Raw genomic sequence first — 16278 nt, forward strand, 5'->3', positions numbered from 1 at the left:
GCCAGTTCAGCTTTGTTGGGGCGTGCGGGGAAGGGGGGTGAACAGCGGGTCGGCCGGACGCAAAAACGCCTGGGTCGTCGCGGCGAACCGTTCCGACCCAGGACGCGTATTCCATTTAGACCGGACGAAGATCGTCGCCGTAGCCGTCACGGAACAGAGCGAAAAACGCCTGCATTTTCATTCTCCCAGTTACGCCGAAGCGCAAGCGGACATTAACCGAAAATTAACCATACGCCAAATTCTAATTGCAAGAAAACTGCGTCCTTTCAAACGCGAACGTTAACCGAAGCTTTGGGGTTCGGGCGGTAGCGATGGTTCCATCATGGCACGCGCCGATTCGGATCATATCCCGCTGGGCGGGCATTCGGGACAGGAGGGACGGTCACGTCCCGTGTCCGGTGTGCCTGTCGGGACCGAAGCGCCGCCGCCCGCGGCGGCGGCATGGCATCGCTTTGTCCTTCTGGCCGAGGTGGACGATTTCGCTACGCTGCGTCGCGCGGTCGGGATAGCGCGGGCGGCGGCGGTGCTGGAGGATGTTTCGGTGCGAATAGCCGCCGCGATCCCGGCGATTCGCGTGACGCCGGTCGGGCGGGGGACGATCGAACTGGGGTTCGCGGGCGAATCGGCGGCGGCGGGTTCGGGAATGCTCGACCGGATTCACGCGGCGATGGCGCCGGCGTTCGATCTCGATGGCGAAACCTACCGCTTGTCGCTGCGAATCGGCGGTGTCGGGGCGGAAGCTGCCGAGCATGACGACGTTCGCCTGATAGAAGCTGCCGAAGAGGCGCTGTCGGATGCGCGGCAAGCCAATGCCGACGTGCTGCGCCATTTGAACGATCCGGTGGCCGGCCATGATCCGGTCCAGTTGATGCGCGAACTGCCCGCCGCGATCGAGAGCGGCCAGATCTTCCTGCAATATCAGCCCAAGGTCCGGGTGCGGCAGCAATGTGTGGCGAGTGCGGAAGCGCTGGTGCGCTGGCGGCACCCGACACGCGGGTTGATCCTGCCGGGCGACTTCATCGAGGCCGCCGAACGATCGAATGCGATCGGCGCGCTGACGCTGTGGATCATCCGCCGGGTGATCCTCGACCAGCGGACCATCGCCGCCGCCGGCTACGACATTCCGATCTTCATCAATATCTCCGGCGTGCTGCTGTCCGACTCGGGGTTCGTCCGCGACGCCTGTGCGCTGGTGCGCGACGGCGATGCGCGCGTCGGGTTCGAGATTACCGAGACCGCGGTCATCCGCGATCCCGAAAGCGCCATCGCCAATCTGCGCACCTTTGCCGATATCGGCGTGCCGCTCGCGATCGACGATTATGGCGCGGGATTGTCGTCGCTGGCCTATCTCAAACGCCTGCCCGCCAGCGAATTGAAGATCGACAAGCTGTTCGTCACGCAACTGACCAGCAGCAACCGCGACCCGCTGATCGTACGGTCGACTATCGATCTGGCGCATGCGCTCGACATGGAAGTCACCGCAGAGGGGGTCGAGACGCCTGCTGCACTGGCGCTGCTGGGCGTCATGGGATGCGACATGGTGCAGGGCTATCTCATCAGCCGCCCGGTCGAGTTCGCCGCGTTCCGCACCTTCCTGCAGGAGGAGCGCCATGTCGCCGCCATGGCGAGTCCGCGGCTGTCGTTCCTGCGGAACGAAGGCCAGTGGAAGACCGGGTGAGCAGGGACGCGGCAAGGCCCGAAACGCATTTGCCAGCCAGTTTCGACAGTGTGCTAAACACTACGAATCATTAACCAAAGCGGACTAGGGTTCCTGTATGCGCCTGCGGTTCCCGCTTCTTGTCCTATCCTTGGTCGCGGCGGCGGGAGCCGTGCCCGCGACCGGACAGGCGACGCCGCTCGCCACCCGGTTCGAGGCGGTCCGCAGCCTGTTGCTGACCGATCCGCAACGCGTTCTGCGCGACGGTGGCGCCCTGGAGGACGCGGCGCAGCGTCGCGACGGCGATCGCTCGACGATGGTTGCCGCCAGCAAATGGCTGCAGGCCGAGGCCTATGTCCGGCTCGGCGATCCCAAGTCCGCCGCCCGCGAAGTCGAGGAAGCGTTGACGCTGCTCCACCGCCTGTCGGGCAAATATGCGATCGAGGGCGATGTGCTGCGCACGCGCGGCGACATCGCCGCCGATGCCGACAATGTCGCCGGGGCGTTGGCCGATTATCAGTCCGCCTATCGCGTCTATGTCGCGGTCGATGACCGCCGGGGACAGGCGATGGCGCTGCTCAGCATCGGCGCCCTGTATCGGCAGGGGGCCGATTTCGAGGCCGCGTTGCGCTATTACGGACAGGCGATCGAGGCCTATGATGACGACCCCGCCCTGTCGATCTCGCTGCTGAACAACCGCGGAAACGTTCTCTACGATGTCGGTCGGCACCAAAGTGCGCTGAACGATTACGCGACGGCGCTTCGGAAGGCGCGTTCGATCGGCAATCGCCCCTTCGAAGCGGTGATCCTGCGCAACATCGCACGGTCCCTGCGGGCGGTCGGCAATAGCGGGGGTGCGGAGCGGGCGCTTGCCGAAGGTCTGCGCATCGCGCGCGCAATCGGATCGCGTGGCGTACTGGATCAGCTGCGAACGCTGGGCGCGCGGCTGGCCGACGATCGCGGCGACAAGCTGGGCGCCGTTGCGTTGATTGACGAAGCGTTCGCCGGCGTCGACCTGACCAGAACCTCGCTGACGATGCGGGAGAATCATCGCAACGCCTATGCCGTATATCTGGCGGCCGGCGACGTGGCCAAGGCACTGCCGCATCTCGCGGCGATCGACCGGCTGAACGAGCAGGCGACGCAACTGACCACGTCGACCAAGACGGCGCTGATGTCGGCCCGGTTCGATTTCCAGAACCAGGAATTGCGCATCGCGCGGCTGAAGCAGGAGGAATTGCGCCGCAACATCGCGTTCGAACGGGCCAGTGCGCGGTTCCAGCGCATCCTGTTCGGCAGCATCGCCGCAGCGGTGGCGGTGCTGATCGCGCTGCTGAGCTTCGGCATCGTGACGCTCCGGCGCAGTCGCAATGCGGTGCGCCATGCCAACGTCGAACTGGCCGCGACCAATATCGCGTTGGAAAAGGCGTTGAAGGCGAAAGGCGATTTCCTTGCGACCACCAGTCATGAGATTCGCACGCCGCTGAACGGCATCCTTGGCATGGCACAGGTCATGTTGCGCGACCACCGGCTGACCCCCGACCTGCGCGACCGGCTGAGCATCGTGCATGATGCCGGCGTGACGATGCGCTCGCTGGTCGACGACATTCTGGATGTCGCCAAGATGCAGTCGGGGAACCTGTCGGTCGAGCGAATCCCGACGGACCTGATCGCGACGATCGAGGAACTGACCCGCGCGTCGCGACGCCAGGCCGAGGATCGCGGGCTGCGCTTCTCGCTCGACATCGGCGACGTGCCGCGCTGGGTCGAGGGCGATCCGGTACGGTTGCGGCAGATCCTGTTCAACCTGCTGTCGAATGCGCTGAAGTTCACCGAGACCGGCGCGATCGGCGTGCGCGTCGAAGGCGACACGCAGCGGTTGCGGATTTCGGTGCGCGACAGTGGCATCGGCATCGCACCCGATCGCGTCGAAGAGGTGTTCGAATCGTTCCAGCAGGCGGACACCAGTACCACTCGCCGGTTCGGTGGAACCGGGCTGGGGCTGACCATCTGTCGCAATCTGGCGCGGGCGATGGGCGGCGATATTCATGTGACGAGCGTGCCGGGGGAAGGGTCGACCTTCACGCTCGACCTGCCGGTAACGCTCGCCGCGCCGCCGGTATCGCAGGGCGGCGCGGACGCCGGCGGTACCACGCTGCTGATCCTCGAGCGCAATCCGATCGCACGCGGCATGATGCGGACGCTGTTCGCCGACCATTGCGGCTCGATCGAATTCGTCGACGACGTGGCGGCGGTGCGGATGCGGTTGCAGCAGGGGGGCGTGCTGGCGCTGCTGATCGACATGATGGCGCTTCGTGCGACGTCCGACGAACCGGAACACGACCTTGCCGCGATCGATGCGCTGCTGCAATCTTCGCCCTTGCCGGCGGTTTTGATGCTGACGTGCGAAGATTATGGCGTAAGCGACGGTTATGACGCCATAACATTGCTGAATAAGCCCGTTTCGGCTAAGCAACTTATCGACGCGTTGTTCGTCGTTCGGAATGAGCCGGGTGCAGTGCCAACAGCCCTTGTTTCAAATGCGGCGTAGCGATAGCGGATTTCGATATGCAAGGCTTTGAAATCACTGCGATCGGCCGGGTCAACGACGCATGAGGATATTGTTCGTCGAGGACGATGCGATGAATCGTCGGGTCGTTCGCGACATGCTCGACGTCGCCGGGGCGACAATGGTCGAGGCCGATCTGGCCGAAGCCGGGCTGCGCCGGATTGACGAGGATGAATTCGACCTCGTCCTGCTCGACCTGCGCATGCCCGGCATGGACGGGTTCGAGGTCATTCGTCGCGTGCGGGCGCGCGAGGACGCGAAGCGGACGCTGCCGATCGTGATCGTCACCGCCGATACCGCGATCGACCTGACCGAACGTTGCCTCGCCGCCGGGGCCGACGAAGTGCTGTTCAAGCCGGTGGCGATGGATGCGCTGTTCGACGCGATCGGCCGGATCTTGGCGAAGCGTGCCGGGGGCGACCTGCTGTTCTGACCGCAGAGGCGGTTGGACTTGCCCGCAGACGACACTCCTGTTAGGGGGGCGTGTCACGCCGCGGCCATGCTTCGGCGAACCCTATTCTATTGCGATTTAAGACCCGGAGTTTTTCGACCTCATGCAGATCATCGTTCGTGAAAACAATGTCGATCAGGCCCTGCGCGCGCTCAAGAAGAAGCTGCAGCGCGAGGGCGTGTATCGCGAGATGAAGCTGCGTCGTCATTACGAAAAGCCTTCGGAAAAGCGTGCCCGCGAGCGTGCCGCCGCCGTGCGCCGCGCCCGCAAGCTGGAGCGCAAGCGCGTCGAGCGCGACAGCGCCCGATAATATCCGGTCGTGGCTTGCCGACATGGGTGTCGGTGGGCCGCCGGTTTCCTGTGATGCGGTGCGCGAGGCGCACGATAAGGGGTGTCGATGTCGGTCACTGCCGTTCCGCTGCAACCCGTGAAGCAGCGCCATATCGTCTGGGTGTGGGTCGGGATCGCGCTGGCGTTGCTGGCCGCGGCCGTGCTCGCCCGGATGGGCACCCGCAGTGAAGCGGCGTCGTTCCTCGCAGCCAACGCAGCGCGCACCGGCGTGGTCACCACCGCCAGCGGGCTGCAATATGAAGTGCTGACCAAGGGTAGCGGGCCGACGCCGACCGATGCCGATGTCACGCTCATCAACTATGTCGGCAAGCTGACCGACGGTACGATCTTCGATCAGAGCCGCAACCCGACCCCGATGTCGCCCAAGCAGGTCGTGCCGGGGTTCGGCGAGGCACTGAAGCTGATGCCGAAGGGATCGCGGTACCGCTTCTGGCTGCCGCCGCAGCTCGGTTATGGCGCGCCGCGTCCCGAGGGTGCGCCGCCAATGTCGCCCGAGGTCAAGAAGCTGTCGAAGCAGGTGCTGGTATTCGACGTCGACATGATCGAGTTCATTCCGGAGGCGGTGCTGCAGCAGATGCAGATGCAGCAGATGATGCAGGGCGGTGGCGCAGGTGCGCCAGCCCCCGGACAGGCGCTTCCGCCCGGCGCGCGCTGATCGCGACCGATTGGATAGGAGACGGCGTCGGAGCTTCCGGCGCCGTTTTCTTTTGTGTCGGCGCTATGTCGAGCGCGGGCCTGCCCGCATGGCATCGCCTTGCACCCGGCAATCATGCTACCGACCGGTGATGTACTTTACTCTTCATCGCGTGGCGCAGCGGTGTCGTGCGGTGCGACTGCGGCGCGGCCTTCTGCTTGCTGGCGCATGGCTGACGATCGGTGCGGCCCCGATCCCCGCAGTGACCGCCGAAACCGATCGGGCGACGCTGGAGGCGTTGCGTGCTGCCGACTTGCGGCTGGGGGCGATCGGCTATCGGCTGGCGCGGGCTAACGCCGCGCTGTGTAGCGACCTTTCTCCGGTCACCGGGATGATCGTGCATGCGATCGATCAATATGACCTGACCGAACAGCTGGTCGCCCGCAGCACCTTCGGCTTCGAGACCGGGATCGCCGTCGAAGCGGTCGTAGCCGACAGTCCGGCAGCGCGCGTCGGTGTACACGCCGATGATTCGATCGTCAGCGTCAACGGGCACCCGGTCCCCACGACCCGGGGTGGCGGGCATGTCACCACCCGCGACGCGTTTGCCGCGTTGCTCGATGCGCAGGCGGCGGACCGCCCGCTGTCGATGGTTCTGCGCAGGGCGGGGCAGGACCGGACGCTCACCATTCCGGCATCGCCCGGCTGCCGCACGCTGTTCGAACTGCGAATCGGGACGGGTCTGGAGGCCGTCGCCGACGGGCGATTGGTACAGATATCGAGCCGGTTCCTCGAACGATTCGATGATTCGCAGCTTGCGGTCGTCGTGGCCCATGAATTGGCGCACAACATCCTGCGTCACCATGTCCGGCTCGACGCGGCGAAGGTCAGTCGCGGCGTATTTCGCGAATTGGGCCGAAATGGACGCATCTTTCGTACGACCGAAGACGATGCCGATCGGCTGGGCGTACATCTGTTGCGTAATGCAGGCTGGGACCCGACGGCGGCGGTTGCGTTCTGGAAAGGGCCGGGTGCGCGCATCGATGGCGGCGTCTTTCATAGCAGAACGCACTCATCCGCTAGAAAACGCGCCGAAAATATCGCCGCGGAGATTGCCGCCATCCCGGCCGGTGCGCCAATCCCCTATCGGCCGAGCGTGCTGAACACCCGCGATCAGCCGCTCCAATAACCCGACCATTGCCGTACCGGCCGCGCTTGCCTCATTTCGTACCGCACTGCATATTGAACTGCCGCGATTGCGAACGAAACCGGGTGATGCCTGGCGAGTTTCAGCCGTGTGCAGGGCGTGTCGTACTCCGCTGTCCCCGGTAACGGTCGGCTGCGATCGGTGCGATAAGGCTTGCAGGGGGGCGGGCCGTATGCGAAGGGCCGCTCGACGTGTAGTAACACAAGGGAGTGTTGAAATGGGTTTTGCTAAGAAGATGCTGATCGCGGCCTCGGCCGTGTCGATGACCGTTGCTCCGACGGTTGCGACCGCCGCCAACGCTTCGAAGCTGTCGGTTGCTCGTGCGTCGGCTCCGGCCGCCAAGGGCGAAAAGCTGGCCGGCGGCGGCGTGATCGTCGCGATCCTCGCTGCGGCTGCTGTCGTTGCGGGCATCGTTGTCGTCGCCGACTCGGACAGCGATTCGGACAGCAACTGATTGCTCGCGCGGGAAACCGCGCTTCAGTCTAGGGAAGGGGCGCTCCGTTCAGGGCGCCCTTTTTCGTTTGTGCAGCTTCCGGCTGGCGCCCTTTCGGGATGGAGCCGCGGGTTCTGCCTTTTTTGACCCGTAAGTAACACCGCCACGCCGTTATTCAGCCGCAGCTGCCCAGTCGGCGATTTTGGGTCTGATCCAGCCAACTGGCAATGTCGCGTCAGCGAAGACGGGCGTCTCATGCGGCTCCTGCCTCGCGCTGTCATGCAAATCCCAGCCCGCGCTGGGATGACGCCCGGTCCGGTAGGTGGATAAGGCTTCAGCGCTTGGCTCCGGCCGTCGGAGGCCTGCCCGACCCGCCGGTTCGCGGGGCATCGCTGACCTTGTTGGGGGATCACCATGCGCGGCTCGACATGGGTTCGACGCGGCGACCAAGTCCATGTCGACCCCCGGGTCCAATCCGGGTCCGATACTGCACCGGGTCGAAGAAACAGGCCCCGGATCAAGTCCTGCGACGACGATCCGGCTTGATCCGACCGCGTATAGTGGAATCGCCGAATGTCGATCCGTCCCGGAACCCTTCCGCCGAAACGCTCCGATCGAAGCTACGCCGCTGCCGCGTAGGTGCCGGCGGCCAATGACGTCGACAGAAAACGCCGCGTGTCGCCATCGAGCACCAGTGCGGTAAGCCGGCCGCTGCGATAGGCGCCGGTATCGATGCCAATCCGGTTGGTACGAATGTCGGGATCGCCGGTCACGGTATGTCCGTGGATGACGAAGCGCTCATGGGGGCCGCTATGGTCGAGAAACGGCGACCGGATCCAGCGCAGGTCGGAGGACTTCTGCGCGTCGAGCGGAACGCCGGGACGGATGCCGGCATGGACGAAGGCATAATCACCGACGATTAGGTGGTCGGGGAGGTTGCGTAGGAAATGCAGATGTTCAACCGGCACATGCTCGGCGATCAGGCGCTGCACGCCCTTCAGGTCCTCGCGCTCATAGGCGTCCTCGCTGACGCCGTAGCTCAAAAGGGTTTCCCTGCCACCGGCACGTGCGAAGACGCCCAGCGCCTGTCGCGAACCCTCGGCGGCGGTAAACAACAATTCCTCGTGGTTGCCGCACAGGCAGTGGACGTCGTCGCTTGCGGCGCGCATCGCCATTACCCGGTCGACGACCCCGCGCGAGTCCGGACCGCGATCGATCAGGTCGCCCAGAAACACCAGCATCGCCCGCCGCCCGTCGCGTGCCGGATCGGTATCGATCTGCACCAGCAAATCGTCCAGACAATCGAGTCGACCATGCACGTCGCCGATCGCATAGACGAGCAGGTCGTCGGGAATGCGCGGCGCAGGGGTTGCAGGCCTGCGAAATAGCTTGGAGAATACCATGATGCGCGTCGCCCTTAGGGGAAAGGGGCTGTACGATCAATGAACCGCTGCACCGCCGCGAACCGGCGGTCCGCCGGTCATTGGCCGTTTGCCAATCCCCAAACGAATCTCTATTGCGGCGCAGCAATTTTGGGGATGAAACAATGACGATCAAGAAGGTTCGCAAGGCAGTCTTTCCGGTCGCCGGTCTGGGCACCCGGTTTCTTCCCGCGACCAAGTCGATGCCGAAGGAAATGCTGACGGTCGTCGACAAGCCGCTGATCCAGTACGCCGTCGAAGAGGCGCTGGAAGCAGGCATCGAGCAGATCATCTTCGTCACCGGCCGCGGCAAGGGTGCGCTGGAGGACCATTTCGACGTTTCCTACGAACTGGAAGCGACGATGAAGGCGCGCGGCAAGTCGATGGCGCTGATCGAGGGTATCCGCCAGAAGCCGGGCAGCCCGGTCTATGTCCGCCAGCAGGAGCCGCTCGGCCTCGGCCATGCCGTCTGGTGCGCGCGCGAGATCGTCGGCGACGAGCCGTTCGCGGTGCTGCTGCCTGACGAACTGATGGTCGGCGGGTTCCTGAAGCAGATGGTCGACGCCTATGAAAAGGTCGGCGGCAACGTGATCGGTGCGCTGGAAGTGCCCGACAGCGAGACCGACAAGTACGGCATCATCTCGCCGGGCAAGCAGGACGGCCGCCTGACCGAAGTCACGGCGCTGGTCGAAAAGCCCAAGGGCAAGGCGCCGTCGAACCTGATGATTCCGGGCCGTTACATCCTGCAGCCCGAAGTCATGCAGATCCTTGATTCGCAGGAGCCGGGTGCCGGTGGCGAAATCCAGCTGACCGACGCGATGGCGAAGCTGATCGGCAACCAGCCGTTCCATGGCTTCACCTTCGACGGCAAGCGGTACGACTGCGGTGACAAGGCCGGCTGGGTGCAGGCGAACATCGCGCTGGCATTGGCCCGTGCCGATATCGGTCCGGCGGTGCGCGCATTTGCCGAGGAAGCGCTCGCCAACGGTTGAGCGACCGGGCGGAGGTTACGGTCTCCGCCCGCTTCTACAGGGTGACCAGCCGGTCGTCGGCAAGGGTCGCGAGCAGGTCGATCCATCCGCCTGCCGCGACCCTTTCCGTATCCGCCGCCAGTCCGGCAAGGGCGAGGCCGGTCTGGCAGGCGATCAGCTCGACCCCGCTCTCGGCCGCGATCGCGCGCAGTTCGGACGGGTCGGGCAGGCCGGGCGGCGCGGCGGCGGCCATCGTCAGCAACGCCACCGCCCCTTCGTGCAGATAGACGCGCGTTCGCCCGCCGAGCGCGGCGGCGGCGCAGGCCATGGTCAGCGCGGCGCGCCAGCGGTCGGGATCGGGCTGTACGACGACGATCGTCAGCCCGCGCATCGGCATCCCGGATCCTTCGGCAGCGCCAGCGTGCGGAAGCGGAAGGCAAGCAGGTCGGCGACCAGCAGCTTGCCCGCCGGATCGTCGCCGAAGCCGATGATCGCGCGCAGCGTCTCCAACGCGGCGAGGCTGCCCATCACCCCGGTCAAGGCGCCGAGCACACCCTGATCGGCGCAGCTGGCGTCGGCGCGCGCAGGATCGTTGCCGACGAAGCAGCGATAGCAGGGCAGATGCGCTTCCCAGCCGCGGAACACGCCCAACTGCCCCTCGAACTGGCCGACGGCTGCCGAGACCAGCGGGATGCGCGCCGCCAGCGCCGCGTCGGCGACGGTGAGGCGGGTGGCGAAATTGTCGCAGCCGTCGAGCACGACGTCCGCCCCGGCGAGCAGCGCGGCGGCATTGGCGGCGTCGATCCGGGTCGGTACCGGTTCAACGGTCACGTGCGGGTTGATGCGGGCGAGCGCCTGCGCGGCGGCAGTCACTTTCGCGGTGCCGATATCGGCGTCGCCGAACAGGGTCTGGCGTTGCAGGTTGCTGGCGTCGACCGTGTCGTCGTCGATCACGACCAGCGTGCCGACCCCGGCCGCCGCCAGATATTGCAGCGCCGGCGATCCGATGCCACCGGCGCCGATCACGACGACGCGTGCGGCCTTCAGCGCCGCCTGTCCCGCGCCGCCGACCTCGCGCAGGACGAGGTGGCGGGCGTAGCGATCGAGCTCGGCGTCGGAAAAGGTCATTCGGTCCAGTCGAACTGCAACGAGGCGCGGTACCAGCCGCCCTCGCTGACGAATTGCGGCATCAGGTTGCCGCGCGCGAAGCTGACCACCAGTCCGGCGCCATATTGCTCCACGACCGGACAGCCGATCGCGCGGGGAATGGTGGCGCGGACCAGCCGATCCTCGCCGATCAGCACCGCGACGTCGATCTGCAACCGGGTGTGCCCGTCGACCGGCATCGGCCGTGGACATTCGTTGCGGTGGATTTCGGACGAGACGAAGGCGATCATCGATGCGGTCGGCTGCGGCGCGCGGCGATAGGGAAGCGGCGGCAGCGCGGTCCAGTCGATCGGCGAGCGGGCGGCCGGGGCGGTATCGGGCACCGCAACCAGCGGCAAGGCCTGCGCCAGCGTCAGCAGGGCCAGCCCTATCATCGTCCGGTCGAACCGAATCCGTCGGCGCCGCGCGCGGTATCGTCGAGCGTATCGACCTCGGCCACTTCGGCGCGGGTGACGGCGGCGGGGACGAGCTGGGCGATGCGTTCGCCGCGCACCACCTGGAACGGTTCGTCGCCCAGATTGGCGAGGATCACCTTCACTTCGCCGCGATAGTCGCTGTCGATCGTGCCAGGGGTGTTGAGGCAGGTGATGCCATGTTTGAGCGCAAGGCCCGAACGGGGGCGGACCTGTACCTCATAGCCTGCCGGAATGGCGATGGCGAAGCCGGTGGCGACGGCATGGCGCGCGCCGGGCGCCAGCGCGATATCCTCGGCCGCGACGATATCCATGCCCGCCGCGCCTGCAGTGGCATAGGCGGGCAGCGGCAGGCCGTGTCCATGCGGCAGGCGGCGGAGGCGGATCGGGATCATGGGGTCACCATCGCACTACGTTGCGGGGTCGCGGGGGGCGCGGCGGCCATGCGACGCACCGCATCGATCAGGTCGCCGTCGCGCAGCAGGTCGTGGCCGCGGCCGGGCAGGACGCGATAGTCGGTGGCGATACCGCGCAATGCCAAGGCTTCGGCATAGCCACGCGAGAAGCGCAGCGGCGTTTCCTTGTCGTCGGCCCCGACCAGCAGGGTCACGCGGGTCGACGGCGCGATGCCGCCTACCGTCTGCAACGGATCGAAGCTGTTCACCGTCGTGCCGAAACCGGTCGCGCCCTGTTTCGCGCGATATTTGCGCCATTCGGGCAACATGCACGGACATCCCGCCAGCACGACTCCGTCGACCAGCCCCGGCCGTACCCCCATCAGCGTCGCCGCCATCGCCGCGCCGCCCGATTGCCCGACCAGGATCGTGCGCGCTTGCGGATAGCGGGCACGCCAGCCGGCGACGGCATCGGCGACCGCCGCGACCCGGTCGGCGGTATAGCTGTCACCATCGGTCCCGCCGCGCGTCCCGGGCGAGACATTGCCCGCTGCGTCGGCATAGCCCGGCCGCAGCAGTGCGACCGCGCGCGCACCGGGGATCGCGTCGGCGATGGCACGCGCGGCGGCGTTGAATTCGGCCGGTACCACGCCGTCGCCATCGCCGTGCAGGATCAGGACCAGCGTCCGCACGTCACGCGACGCGGACGGACCGAAGCTTTCCCCGGCCAGCGTCACCGGCGGCGGGGCGGCAGTGGTGGCGCAGCCGGCAGCGGCAAGGAGCAACAGGGGACTAAAGCAGCGCATCGGCAATCCGGTCGGCCAGTCGGGCCGCGATGTCGGTCTTGGGGGCGTCGGACCAGCGTTCGATGCCGTCGGCGGTGACGAAGTGGACGGCGTTGCGATCGCCGCCCATCACGTCGCCGGACACGTCGTTGGCGACGATCCAGTCGGCGTTCTTGGCGGTGCGCTTGGCGGTTGCATGGGCGAGCACGTCGTCGGTTTCGGCCGCGAAGCCGACCAACAGACGCGGGCGGCGCGGCGATCGGCCGAGCATCGCCAATATGTCGGGATTGGGCAGCAGGGTGAGGGCCGGCGGACCGTCGCCCTTTTTCAGCTTCGAGGGCGCCGCCTCGACCTGCCAGTCGGCGACGGCGGCGACCATGACGGCGGCGTCGGCGGGCAGCGCCTGTGCCACGGCATTGGCCATGTCGCGCGCCGATTCGACGTCGACGCGGGTCACGGCCGGTGGGGTCGGCAGTGTCACAGGTCCGGCAATAAGTGTCACCCGCGCCCCGCGCGCGGCGCAGGCGGCGGCGATGGCGAATCCTTGTTTGCCCGACGAGCGATTGGCGAGATAGCGGACCGGATCGATCGCCTCATGCGTGGGACCGGCGGTGACCAGCACATGGCGGCCGGTCAGCGACTGCGGCACGGTTGCCACCATCGCCTCAATCGCAGCGACGATCGCCGGCGGTTCGGGCAGGCGACCGGGGCCGAATTCGCCGCACGCCATCGCGCCCTCGTCAGGGTCGAGCACGGTGACGCCGCGCCCCCGCAAGGTGGCGATATTGGCGGTGGTCGCCGCATGTTGCCACATGCGCACGTTCATCGCCGGGACGGCCAGCACCGGCTTGTCGGTGGCGAGCAGCAGCGTGGTGGCGAGGTCGTCGGCCATGCCGGCGGCCATGCGCGCCAGCAGGTCGGCGGTGGCAGGCGCGACGACGACCAGATCGGCCTGCCGGCTGAGCTGGATATGGCCCATCTCGGCCTCGTCCTTCAAATCCCACAGGCTGGTATGGACCGGCTGTTCGCTCAGCGCCGCCAGCGTCATCGGCGTCACGAACTGCGCGCCGCCGTGGGTCAGCACGCAGCGCACGGCATGGCCGCGCCCGCGCAGCAGGCGGATCAGCTCGCACGCCTTGTACGCCGCGATGCCGCCGCCGACGATCAGCAATATGCGTGTCATCGGGTGATCCTCTGCACCCGAACGCGCCGCCTGTCGAGCAAAGGTCGGGCAAGGTCGCGTACCGCGTCGGGAAGAAACGCCATGCCGATCAGATAGGCCGGCGCGGCGGCGAGCGCCCAATAGAAGTTGTCGGTGCGTGCGAACATCGCGATGGCCAGCGCATAACTACCGAAGGTAAGCGCCGCGCGTCCGCCCAGCGGCCCCGGTGCCGCCGCCCAGCCGAACAGCGTCAGCATCGCCAGCGGCCCACCCAGCCACCATGGCAGCAGGGTGAGCGCGGTTGAGCGCGCCATGGCGGAGGCGAACAGGCCCGGGCCGTGCAACCCGCCCCAGCCGGGCGATACCGCGTCGAGCGGCCCGGCGATCATCGCCACGGCGCGCGCATGGAGCAGGAGCACGGCGACGAACACCAACAGCGCCGCGACCCAGCCCAGCGCCTCGCGCCGGCGTCCCTCGACCAGTGCCGCCGCCAGCATCGCCAGGGCGTAGAGCGCCGCCGTCTCGCGGATCACCATCGCGCACAGGGCCAGCGCGACCGCCTCTACCCAGCGATCCTCGCGCCGGATCGCCAGCGACCATGCGATCAGCAAGCCGGCCCACAGCTCGTGAAAGGCGACCAGCGACGGCTGGACGAAGGCGACCATGCCGCCCGCCAGCAGGAACAGCGCCGTGATGCGCGGCGGGCCGCGGTCGAACCAGCCGCCGATCCGCCGGGTCCAGGCGAGGCCGGTCGCGGCCGCGATCGCGATCAGCAACAGGATAGAGGCGAGGTCGGGCAACGCCGCCTGCACCACGCTCAAGGTCGGCAGGCGGATGGCGGGGAAGGGGTGGAGCGGGGCGCGGCTGGCACGCAGCTCCTGGGCGGTGACGGCATAATAATCGCCACCGGTGCGCAGCCCCTCGACGACCGAAGCATAGACGTCGACGCTCATCGCCATGCCGCGTGGCGTGTCATCCTCGGGCAGGATCCATGACGATGCCAGCAGGGCGAGCGCCAGCAGCGCGACGGCGAGCGCCACGCCGGGTCGCAGCGTCGCGAACCGGCTGGAGCACGACAGCCAGACCGGCGGTCGCGCGCGGATCATCCCAGCAGCAACGTCGACGCCGCGCCGACCAGCCCGCCGAAGATGCCGACCAGTGCATAGCGCCAGCCGCCGCCGACACGGACGACGGCGACTTCGGGGAGCGGCGGCGAGGGCGGGGCACCGCCTGGGGCGGGATAGCGCGCCTCGATATTGCGGATCAGGTCGGGCAGCCGGGCGAAGGTGCGCAGGTCGGTGATGATCCGGTCGGCGACCATCGCCTCCGGTCCGAGTTCGTCGCGGATCCAGCCGCGCACGAACGGCGCCGCCGTTTCCCACAGGTTGATATCGGGATCGAGCGCGGTGGCGACGCCCTCGACCATCACCATCGTCTTTTGCAGCAGCAACAGGTGCGGCTGCGTCTCCATGTCGAAGTCGCGGGTGATGTTGAACAGCGAATCGAGCATCATGCCGACCGACATGTCCTTGACCGCCAGCCCGCGCATCGGCTCGCCGACCGCGCGCAGGGCGGTGGCGAATTCGGCGACATTGTGATGGGCGGGGACATAGCCCGCCTCGAAATGGATCTCGGCGACCCGCTTATAGTCGCCGGTGATGAGGCCGTAGAGGATCTCGGCCAGCCACACCCGCGCGCGGCGATCGATCCGGCCCATGATCCCGAAATCGATCGCGGCGATGCGACCATCGGGCAGGGCGAACAAATTGCCCTGATGCATGTCGGCGTGGAAGAACCCCTCGGCGATCGCCTGCCGAAGGAAGGCACGGACCAGCCGCGTCGCCATCGCGTGCAGGTCATGGCCTGCCGCGATCAGCGCGGGGCGGTTCGACAGCTTGATACCGTCGATCCATTCAGTGGTCAGGATCTTCGATGTCGTGCGCTGCCAGTCGATCGCGGGAATGGTGAAGTCGGGCTCGGCCTCCATCCCCTGCGCCAGTTCGGAGGCGGAGGCGGCTTCGCGGCGCAGGTCGAGTTCGCGCGCGGTCCAGCGCTTCATCGTCTCGATCACGAGGCGCGGGCGCAGGCGCTTCAACTCGCCGCCCATCGTCTCCATGCGGGCGGCGGCCCATTCATAGGTATCGATCGCGTCGAAGAACTGCGCCTCGACGCCCGGACGCAACACCTTCACCGCGACGCGGCGACCATCGGTGGTGATGGCGCGGTGGACCTGCGCGATCGAGGCGGCCCCGACCGGCGTTTCCTCAATCGACTGGAACAGGCGCTCGATCGGCTGGCCAAGGCCCGATTCGATCGCGGGACGCACCACGTCCCATGGCAGCGGCGGCAGCGCGTCCTGCAGCGACAACAGGTCCTGCGCGACATCCTCGCCGACCAGGTCGGGGCGAGTGGCGAGCGTCTGCCCCAGCTTGATCGCGGCCGGACCCAGCGCGGCGAATGCCTCGGCATAGCGCGGCGTCGCGGGAACGCGTGCCCCGAAGCGGGCGAGGCGAACGACGCGACGCAGGCGCGGCGGGGTGCGCGGATTGCGTTCCAGTTCGATCAACGCGCCGTGGCGCGCCAGCGTGCGGCCCCATTTCAGGATGCGCCAATAATGGGTCAGGGTCGTGGTCATGCGGCTATTCGCCCTGGACCCCCGCCT

17 protein-coding genes are annotated in these 16278 nt (G+C 67.0%); 8 read left to right on the forward strand and 9 right to left on the reverse strand.

Going from position 1 to position 16278, the window contains the following annotated elements; genetic code table 11:
- Nucleotides 1-322: 322 nt before the first annotated feature.
- From AAIO73_RS14830 to AAIO73_RS14860, 7 genes are all read left to right on the forward strand, one after another.
- Nucleotides 323-1678: an EAL domain-containing protein gene (locus AAIO73_RS14830; protein ID WP_345878974.1), complete on the forward strand. Its 1356-nt coding sequence runs from the start codon at nt 323-325 to the stop codon at nt 1676-1678.
- A gap of 97 nt (nt 1679-1775) precedes the next feature.
- The gene (locus AAIO73_RS14835) at nt 1776-4208 is read left to right on the forward strand and encodes an ATP-binding protein (RefSeq protein WP_345878975.1); all 2433 of its coding nucleotides are present in this window, start codon (nt 1776-1778) and stop codon (nt 4206-4208) included.
- A gap of 61 nt (nt 4209-4269) precedes the next feature.
- Nucleotides 4270-4659, forward strand: a complete 390-nt coding sequence (locus tag AAIO73_RS14840; protein WP_345878976.1) for a response regulator — start codon at nt 4270-4272, stop codon at nt 4657-4659.
- A 121-nt stretch (nt 4660-4780) separates the two neighbouring features.
- Nucleotides 4781-4987: a 30S ribosomal protein S21 gene (gene rpsU, locus AAIO73_RS14845; RefSeq protein ID WP_056459186.1), complete on the forward strand. Its 207-nt coding sequence runs from the start codon at nt 4781-4783 to the stop codon at nt 4985-4987.
- 87 nt (nt 4988-5074) lie between these two features.
- Nucleotides 5075-5683, forward strand: coding sequence for an FKBP-type peptidyl-prolyl cis-trans isomerase (locus AAIO73_RS14850; protein WP_345878977.1), 609 nt, complete (start codon nt 5075-5077; stop codon nt 5681-5683).
- A 130-nt stretch (nt 5684-5813) separates the two neighbouring features.
- On the forward strand, nt 5814-6851 hold the full coding sequence (locus AAIO73_RS14855) for a M48 family metalloprotease (protein WP_345878978.1): 1038 nt from the start codon (nt 5814-5816) through the stop codon (nt 6849-6851).
- Nucleotides 6852-7086: 235 nt separating this feature from the next.
- Entirely contained in the window at nt 7087-7323 is a 237-nt protein-coding gene (locus tag AAIO73_RS14860) for a hypothetical protein (RefSeq protein ID WP_200913333.1), read from the forward strand.
- Nucleotides 7324-7922: 599 nt separating this feature from the next.
- Here the strand turns inward: AAIO73_RS14860 and AAIO73_RS14865 are convergent.
- Nucleotides 7923-8705, reverse strand: a complete 783-nt coding sequence (locus AAIO73_RS14865) for a metallophosphoesterase family protein (RefSeq protein WP_345878979.1) — start codon at nt 8703-8705, stop codon at nt 7923-7925.
- Between the two features lie 143 nt (nt 8706-8848).
- Between AAIO73_RS14865 and galU the strand changes: the two genes are divergently transcribed.
- On the forward strand, nt 8849-9715 hold the full coding sequence (gene galU, locus AAIO73_RS14870) for a UTP--glucose-1-phosphate uridylyltransferase GalU (protein ID WP_056459509.1): 867 nt from the start codon (nt 8849-8851) through the stop codon (nt 9713-9715).
- A gap of 34 nt (nt 9716-9749) precedes the next feature.
- Here the strand turns inward: galU and AAIO73_RS14875 are convergent, their stop codons facing one another.
- Genes AAIO73_RS14875 through ubiB form a run of 8 tightly spaced genes read right to left on the reverse strand, consistent with a single transcriptional unit; the run spans nt 9750 to nt 16251 of the window.
- A complete protein-coding gene (locus AAIO73_RS14875) occupies nt 9750-10091 on the reverse strand; it encodes a DsrE family protein (protein ID WP_345878980.1) in 342 nt (113 codons plus the stop codon).
- Nucleotides 10073-10822 (reverse strand): HesA/MoeB/ThiF family protein, encoded by a 750-nt coding sequence (locus AAIO73_RS14880; RefSeq protein WP_345878981.1) that lies wholly within the window; start codon nt 10820-10822, stop codon nt 10073-10075. The genes AAIO73_RS14875 and AAIO73_RS14880 overlap by 19 nt, the downstream gene beginning before the upstream one ends.
- A complete protein-coding gene (locus tag AAIO73_RS14885; RefSeq protein WP_345878982.1) occupies nt 10819-11235 on the reverse strand; it encodes a hypothetical protein in 417 nt (138 codons plus the stop codon). The genes AAIO73_RS14880 and AAIO73_RS14885 overlap by 4 nt, the downstream gene beginning before the upstream one ends.
- Nucleotides 11232-11669, reverse strand: a complete 438-nt coding sequence (gene dut / locus AAIO73_RS14890) for a dUTP diphosphatase (protein ID WP_345878983.1) — start codon at nt 11667-11669, stop codon at nt 11232-11234. Before dut ends, AAIO73_RS14885 begins: the two co-directional genes overlap by 4 nt.
- Nucleotides 11666-12475 carry an alpha/beta hydrolase family protein gene (locus AAIO73_RS14895; RefSeq protein ID WP_345878984.1) on the reverse strand — a complete coding sequence of 270 codons (810 nt, stop codon included), beginning with the start codon at nt 12473-12475 and terminating at the stop codon, nt 11666-11668. The genes dut and AAIO73_RS14895 overlap by 4 nt, the downstream gene beginning before the upstream one ends.
- Nucleotides 12462-13637, reverse strand: coding sequence for a bifunctional phosphopantothenoylcysteine decarboxylase/phosphopantothenate--cysteine ligase CoaBC (gene coaBC / locus AAIO73_RS14900; protein ID WP_345878985.1), 1176 nt, complete (start codon nt 13635-13637; stop codon nt 12462-12464). The genes AAIO73_RS14895 and coaBC overlap by 14 nt, the downstream gene beginning before the upstream one ends.
- A complete protein-coding gene (locus tag AAIO73_RS14905) occupies nt 13634-14722 on the reverse strand; it encodes a hypothetical protein (protein ID WP_345878986.1) in 1089 nt (362 codons plus the stop codon). The genes coaBC and AAIO73_RS14905 overlap by 4 nt, the downstream gene beginning before the upstream one ends.
- Nucleotides 14719-16251 (reverse strand): 2-polyprenylphenol 6-hydroxylase, encoded by a 1533-nt coding sequence (gene ubiB, locus AAIO73_RS14910; protein ID WP_345878987.1) that lies wholly within the window; start codon nt 16249-16251, stop codon nt 14719-14721. The genes AAIO73_RS14905 and ubiB overlap by 4 nt, the downstream gene beginning before the upstream one ends.
- Nucleotides 16252-16278: the final 27 nt, after the last annotated feature.

The sequence above is a fragment of the Sphingomonas epibiotica genome (genome assembly GCF_039615155.1).
Classification (GTDB): Bacteria; Pseudomonadota; Alphaproteobacteria; order Sphingomonadales; family Sphingomonadaceae; genus Sphingomonas.

Bases quoted from the DNA above. Each gene is read 5' to 3' on its own strand.
- AAIO73_RS14850 (WP_345878977.1), top strand. From the start codon at position 5,075: ATGTCGGTCACTGCCGTTCCGCTGCAACCCGTGAAGCAGCGCCATATC.
- coaBC (WP_345878985.1), bottom strand. From the start codon at position 13,637: ATGACACGCATATTGCTGATCGTCGGCGGCGGCATCGCGGCGTACAAG.
- ubiB (WP_345878987.1), bottom strand. From the start codon at position 16,251: ATGACCACGACCCTGACCCATTATTGGCGCATCCTGAAATGGGGCCGC.
- AAIO73_RS14880 (WP_345878981.1), bottom strand. From the start codon at position 10,822: ATGACCTTTTCCGACGCCGAGCTCGATCGCTACGCCCGCCACCTCGTC.
- AAIO73_RS14835 (WP_345878975.1), top strand. From the start codon at position 1,776: ATGCGCCTGCGGTTCCCGCTTCTTGTCCTATCCTTGGTCGCGGCGGCG.
- AAIO73_RS14860 (WP_200913333.1), top strand. From the start codon at position 7,087: ATGGGTTTTGCTAAGAAGATGCTGATCGCGGCCTCGGCCGTGTCGATG.
- AAIO73_RS14895 (WP_345878984.1), bottom strand. From the start codon at position 12,475: ATGCGCTGCTTTAGTCCCCTGTTGCTCCTTGCCGCTGCCGGCTGCGCC.
- AAIO73_RS14840 (WP_345878976.1), top strand. From the start codon at position 4,270: ATGAGGATATTGTTCGTCGAGGACGATGCGATGAATCGTCGGGTCGTT.
- dut (WP_345878983.1), bottom strand. From the start codon at position 11,669: ATGATCCCGATCCGCCTCCGCCGCCTGCCGCATGGACACGGCCTGCCG.
- AAIO73_RS14875 (WP_345878980.1), bottom strand. From the start codon at position 10,091: ATGCCGATGCGCGGGCTGACGATCGTCGTCGTACAGCCCGATCCCGAC.
- AAIO73_RS14855 (WP_345878978.1), top strand. From the start codon at position 5,814: ATGTACTTTACTCTTCATCGCGTGGCGCAGCGGTGTCGTGCGGTGCGA.
- AAIO73_RS14885 (WP_345878982.1), bottom strand. From the start codon at position 11,235: ATGATAGGGCTGGCCCTGCTGACGCTGGCGCAGGCCTTGCCGCTGGTT.
- AAIO73_RS14830 (WP_345878974.1), top strand. From the start codon at position 323: ATGGCACGCGCCGATTCGGATCATATCCCGCTGGGCGGGCATTCGGGA.
- galU (WP_056459509.1), top strand. From the start codon at position 8,849: ATGACGATCAAGAAGGTTCGCAAGGCAGTCTTTCCGGTCGCCGGTCTG.
- rpsU (WP_056459186.1), top strand. From the start codon at position 4,781: ATGCAGATCATCGTTCGTGAAAACAATGTCGATCAGGCCCTGCGCGCG.
- AAIO73_RS14905 (WP_345878986.1), bottom strand. From the start codon at position 14,722: ATGATCCGCGCGCGACCGCCGGTCTGGCTGTCGTGCTCCAGCCGGTTC.
- AAIO73_RS14865 (WP_345878979.1), bottom strand. From the start codon at position 8,705: ATGGTATTCTCCAAGCTATTTCGCAGGCCTGCAACCCCTGCGCCGCGC.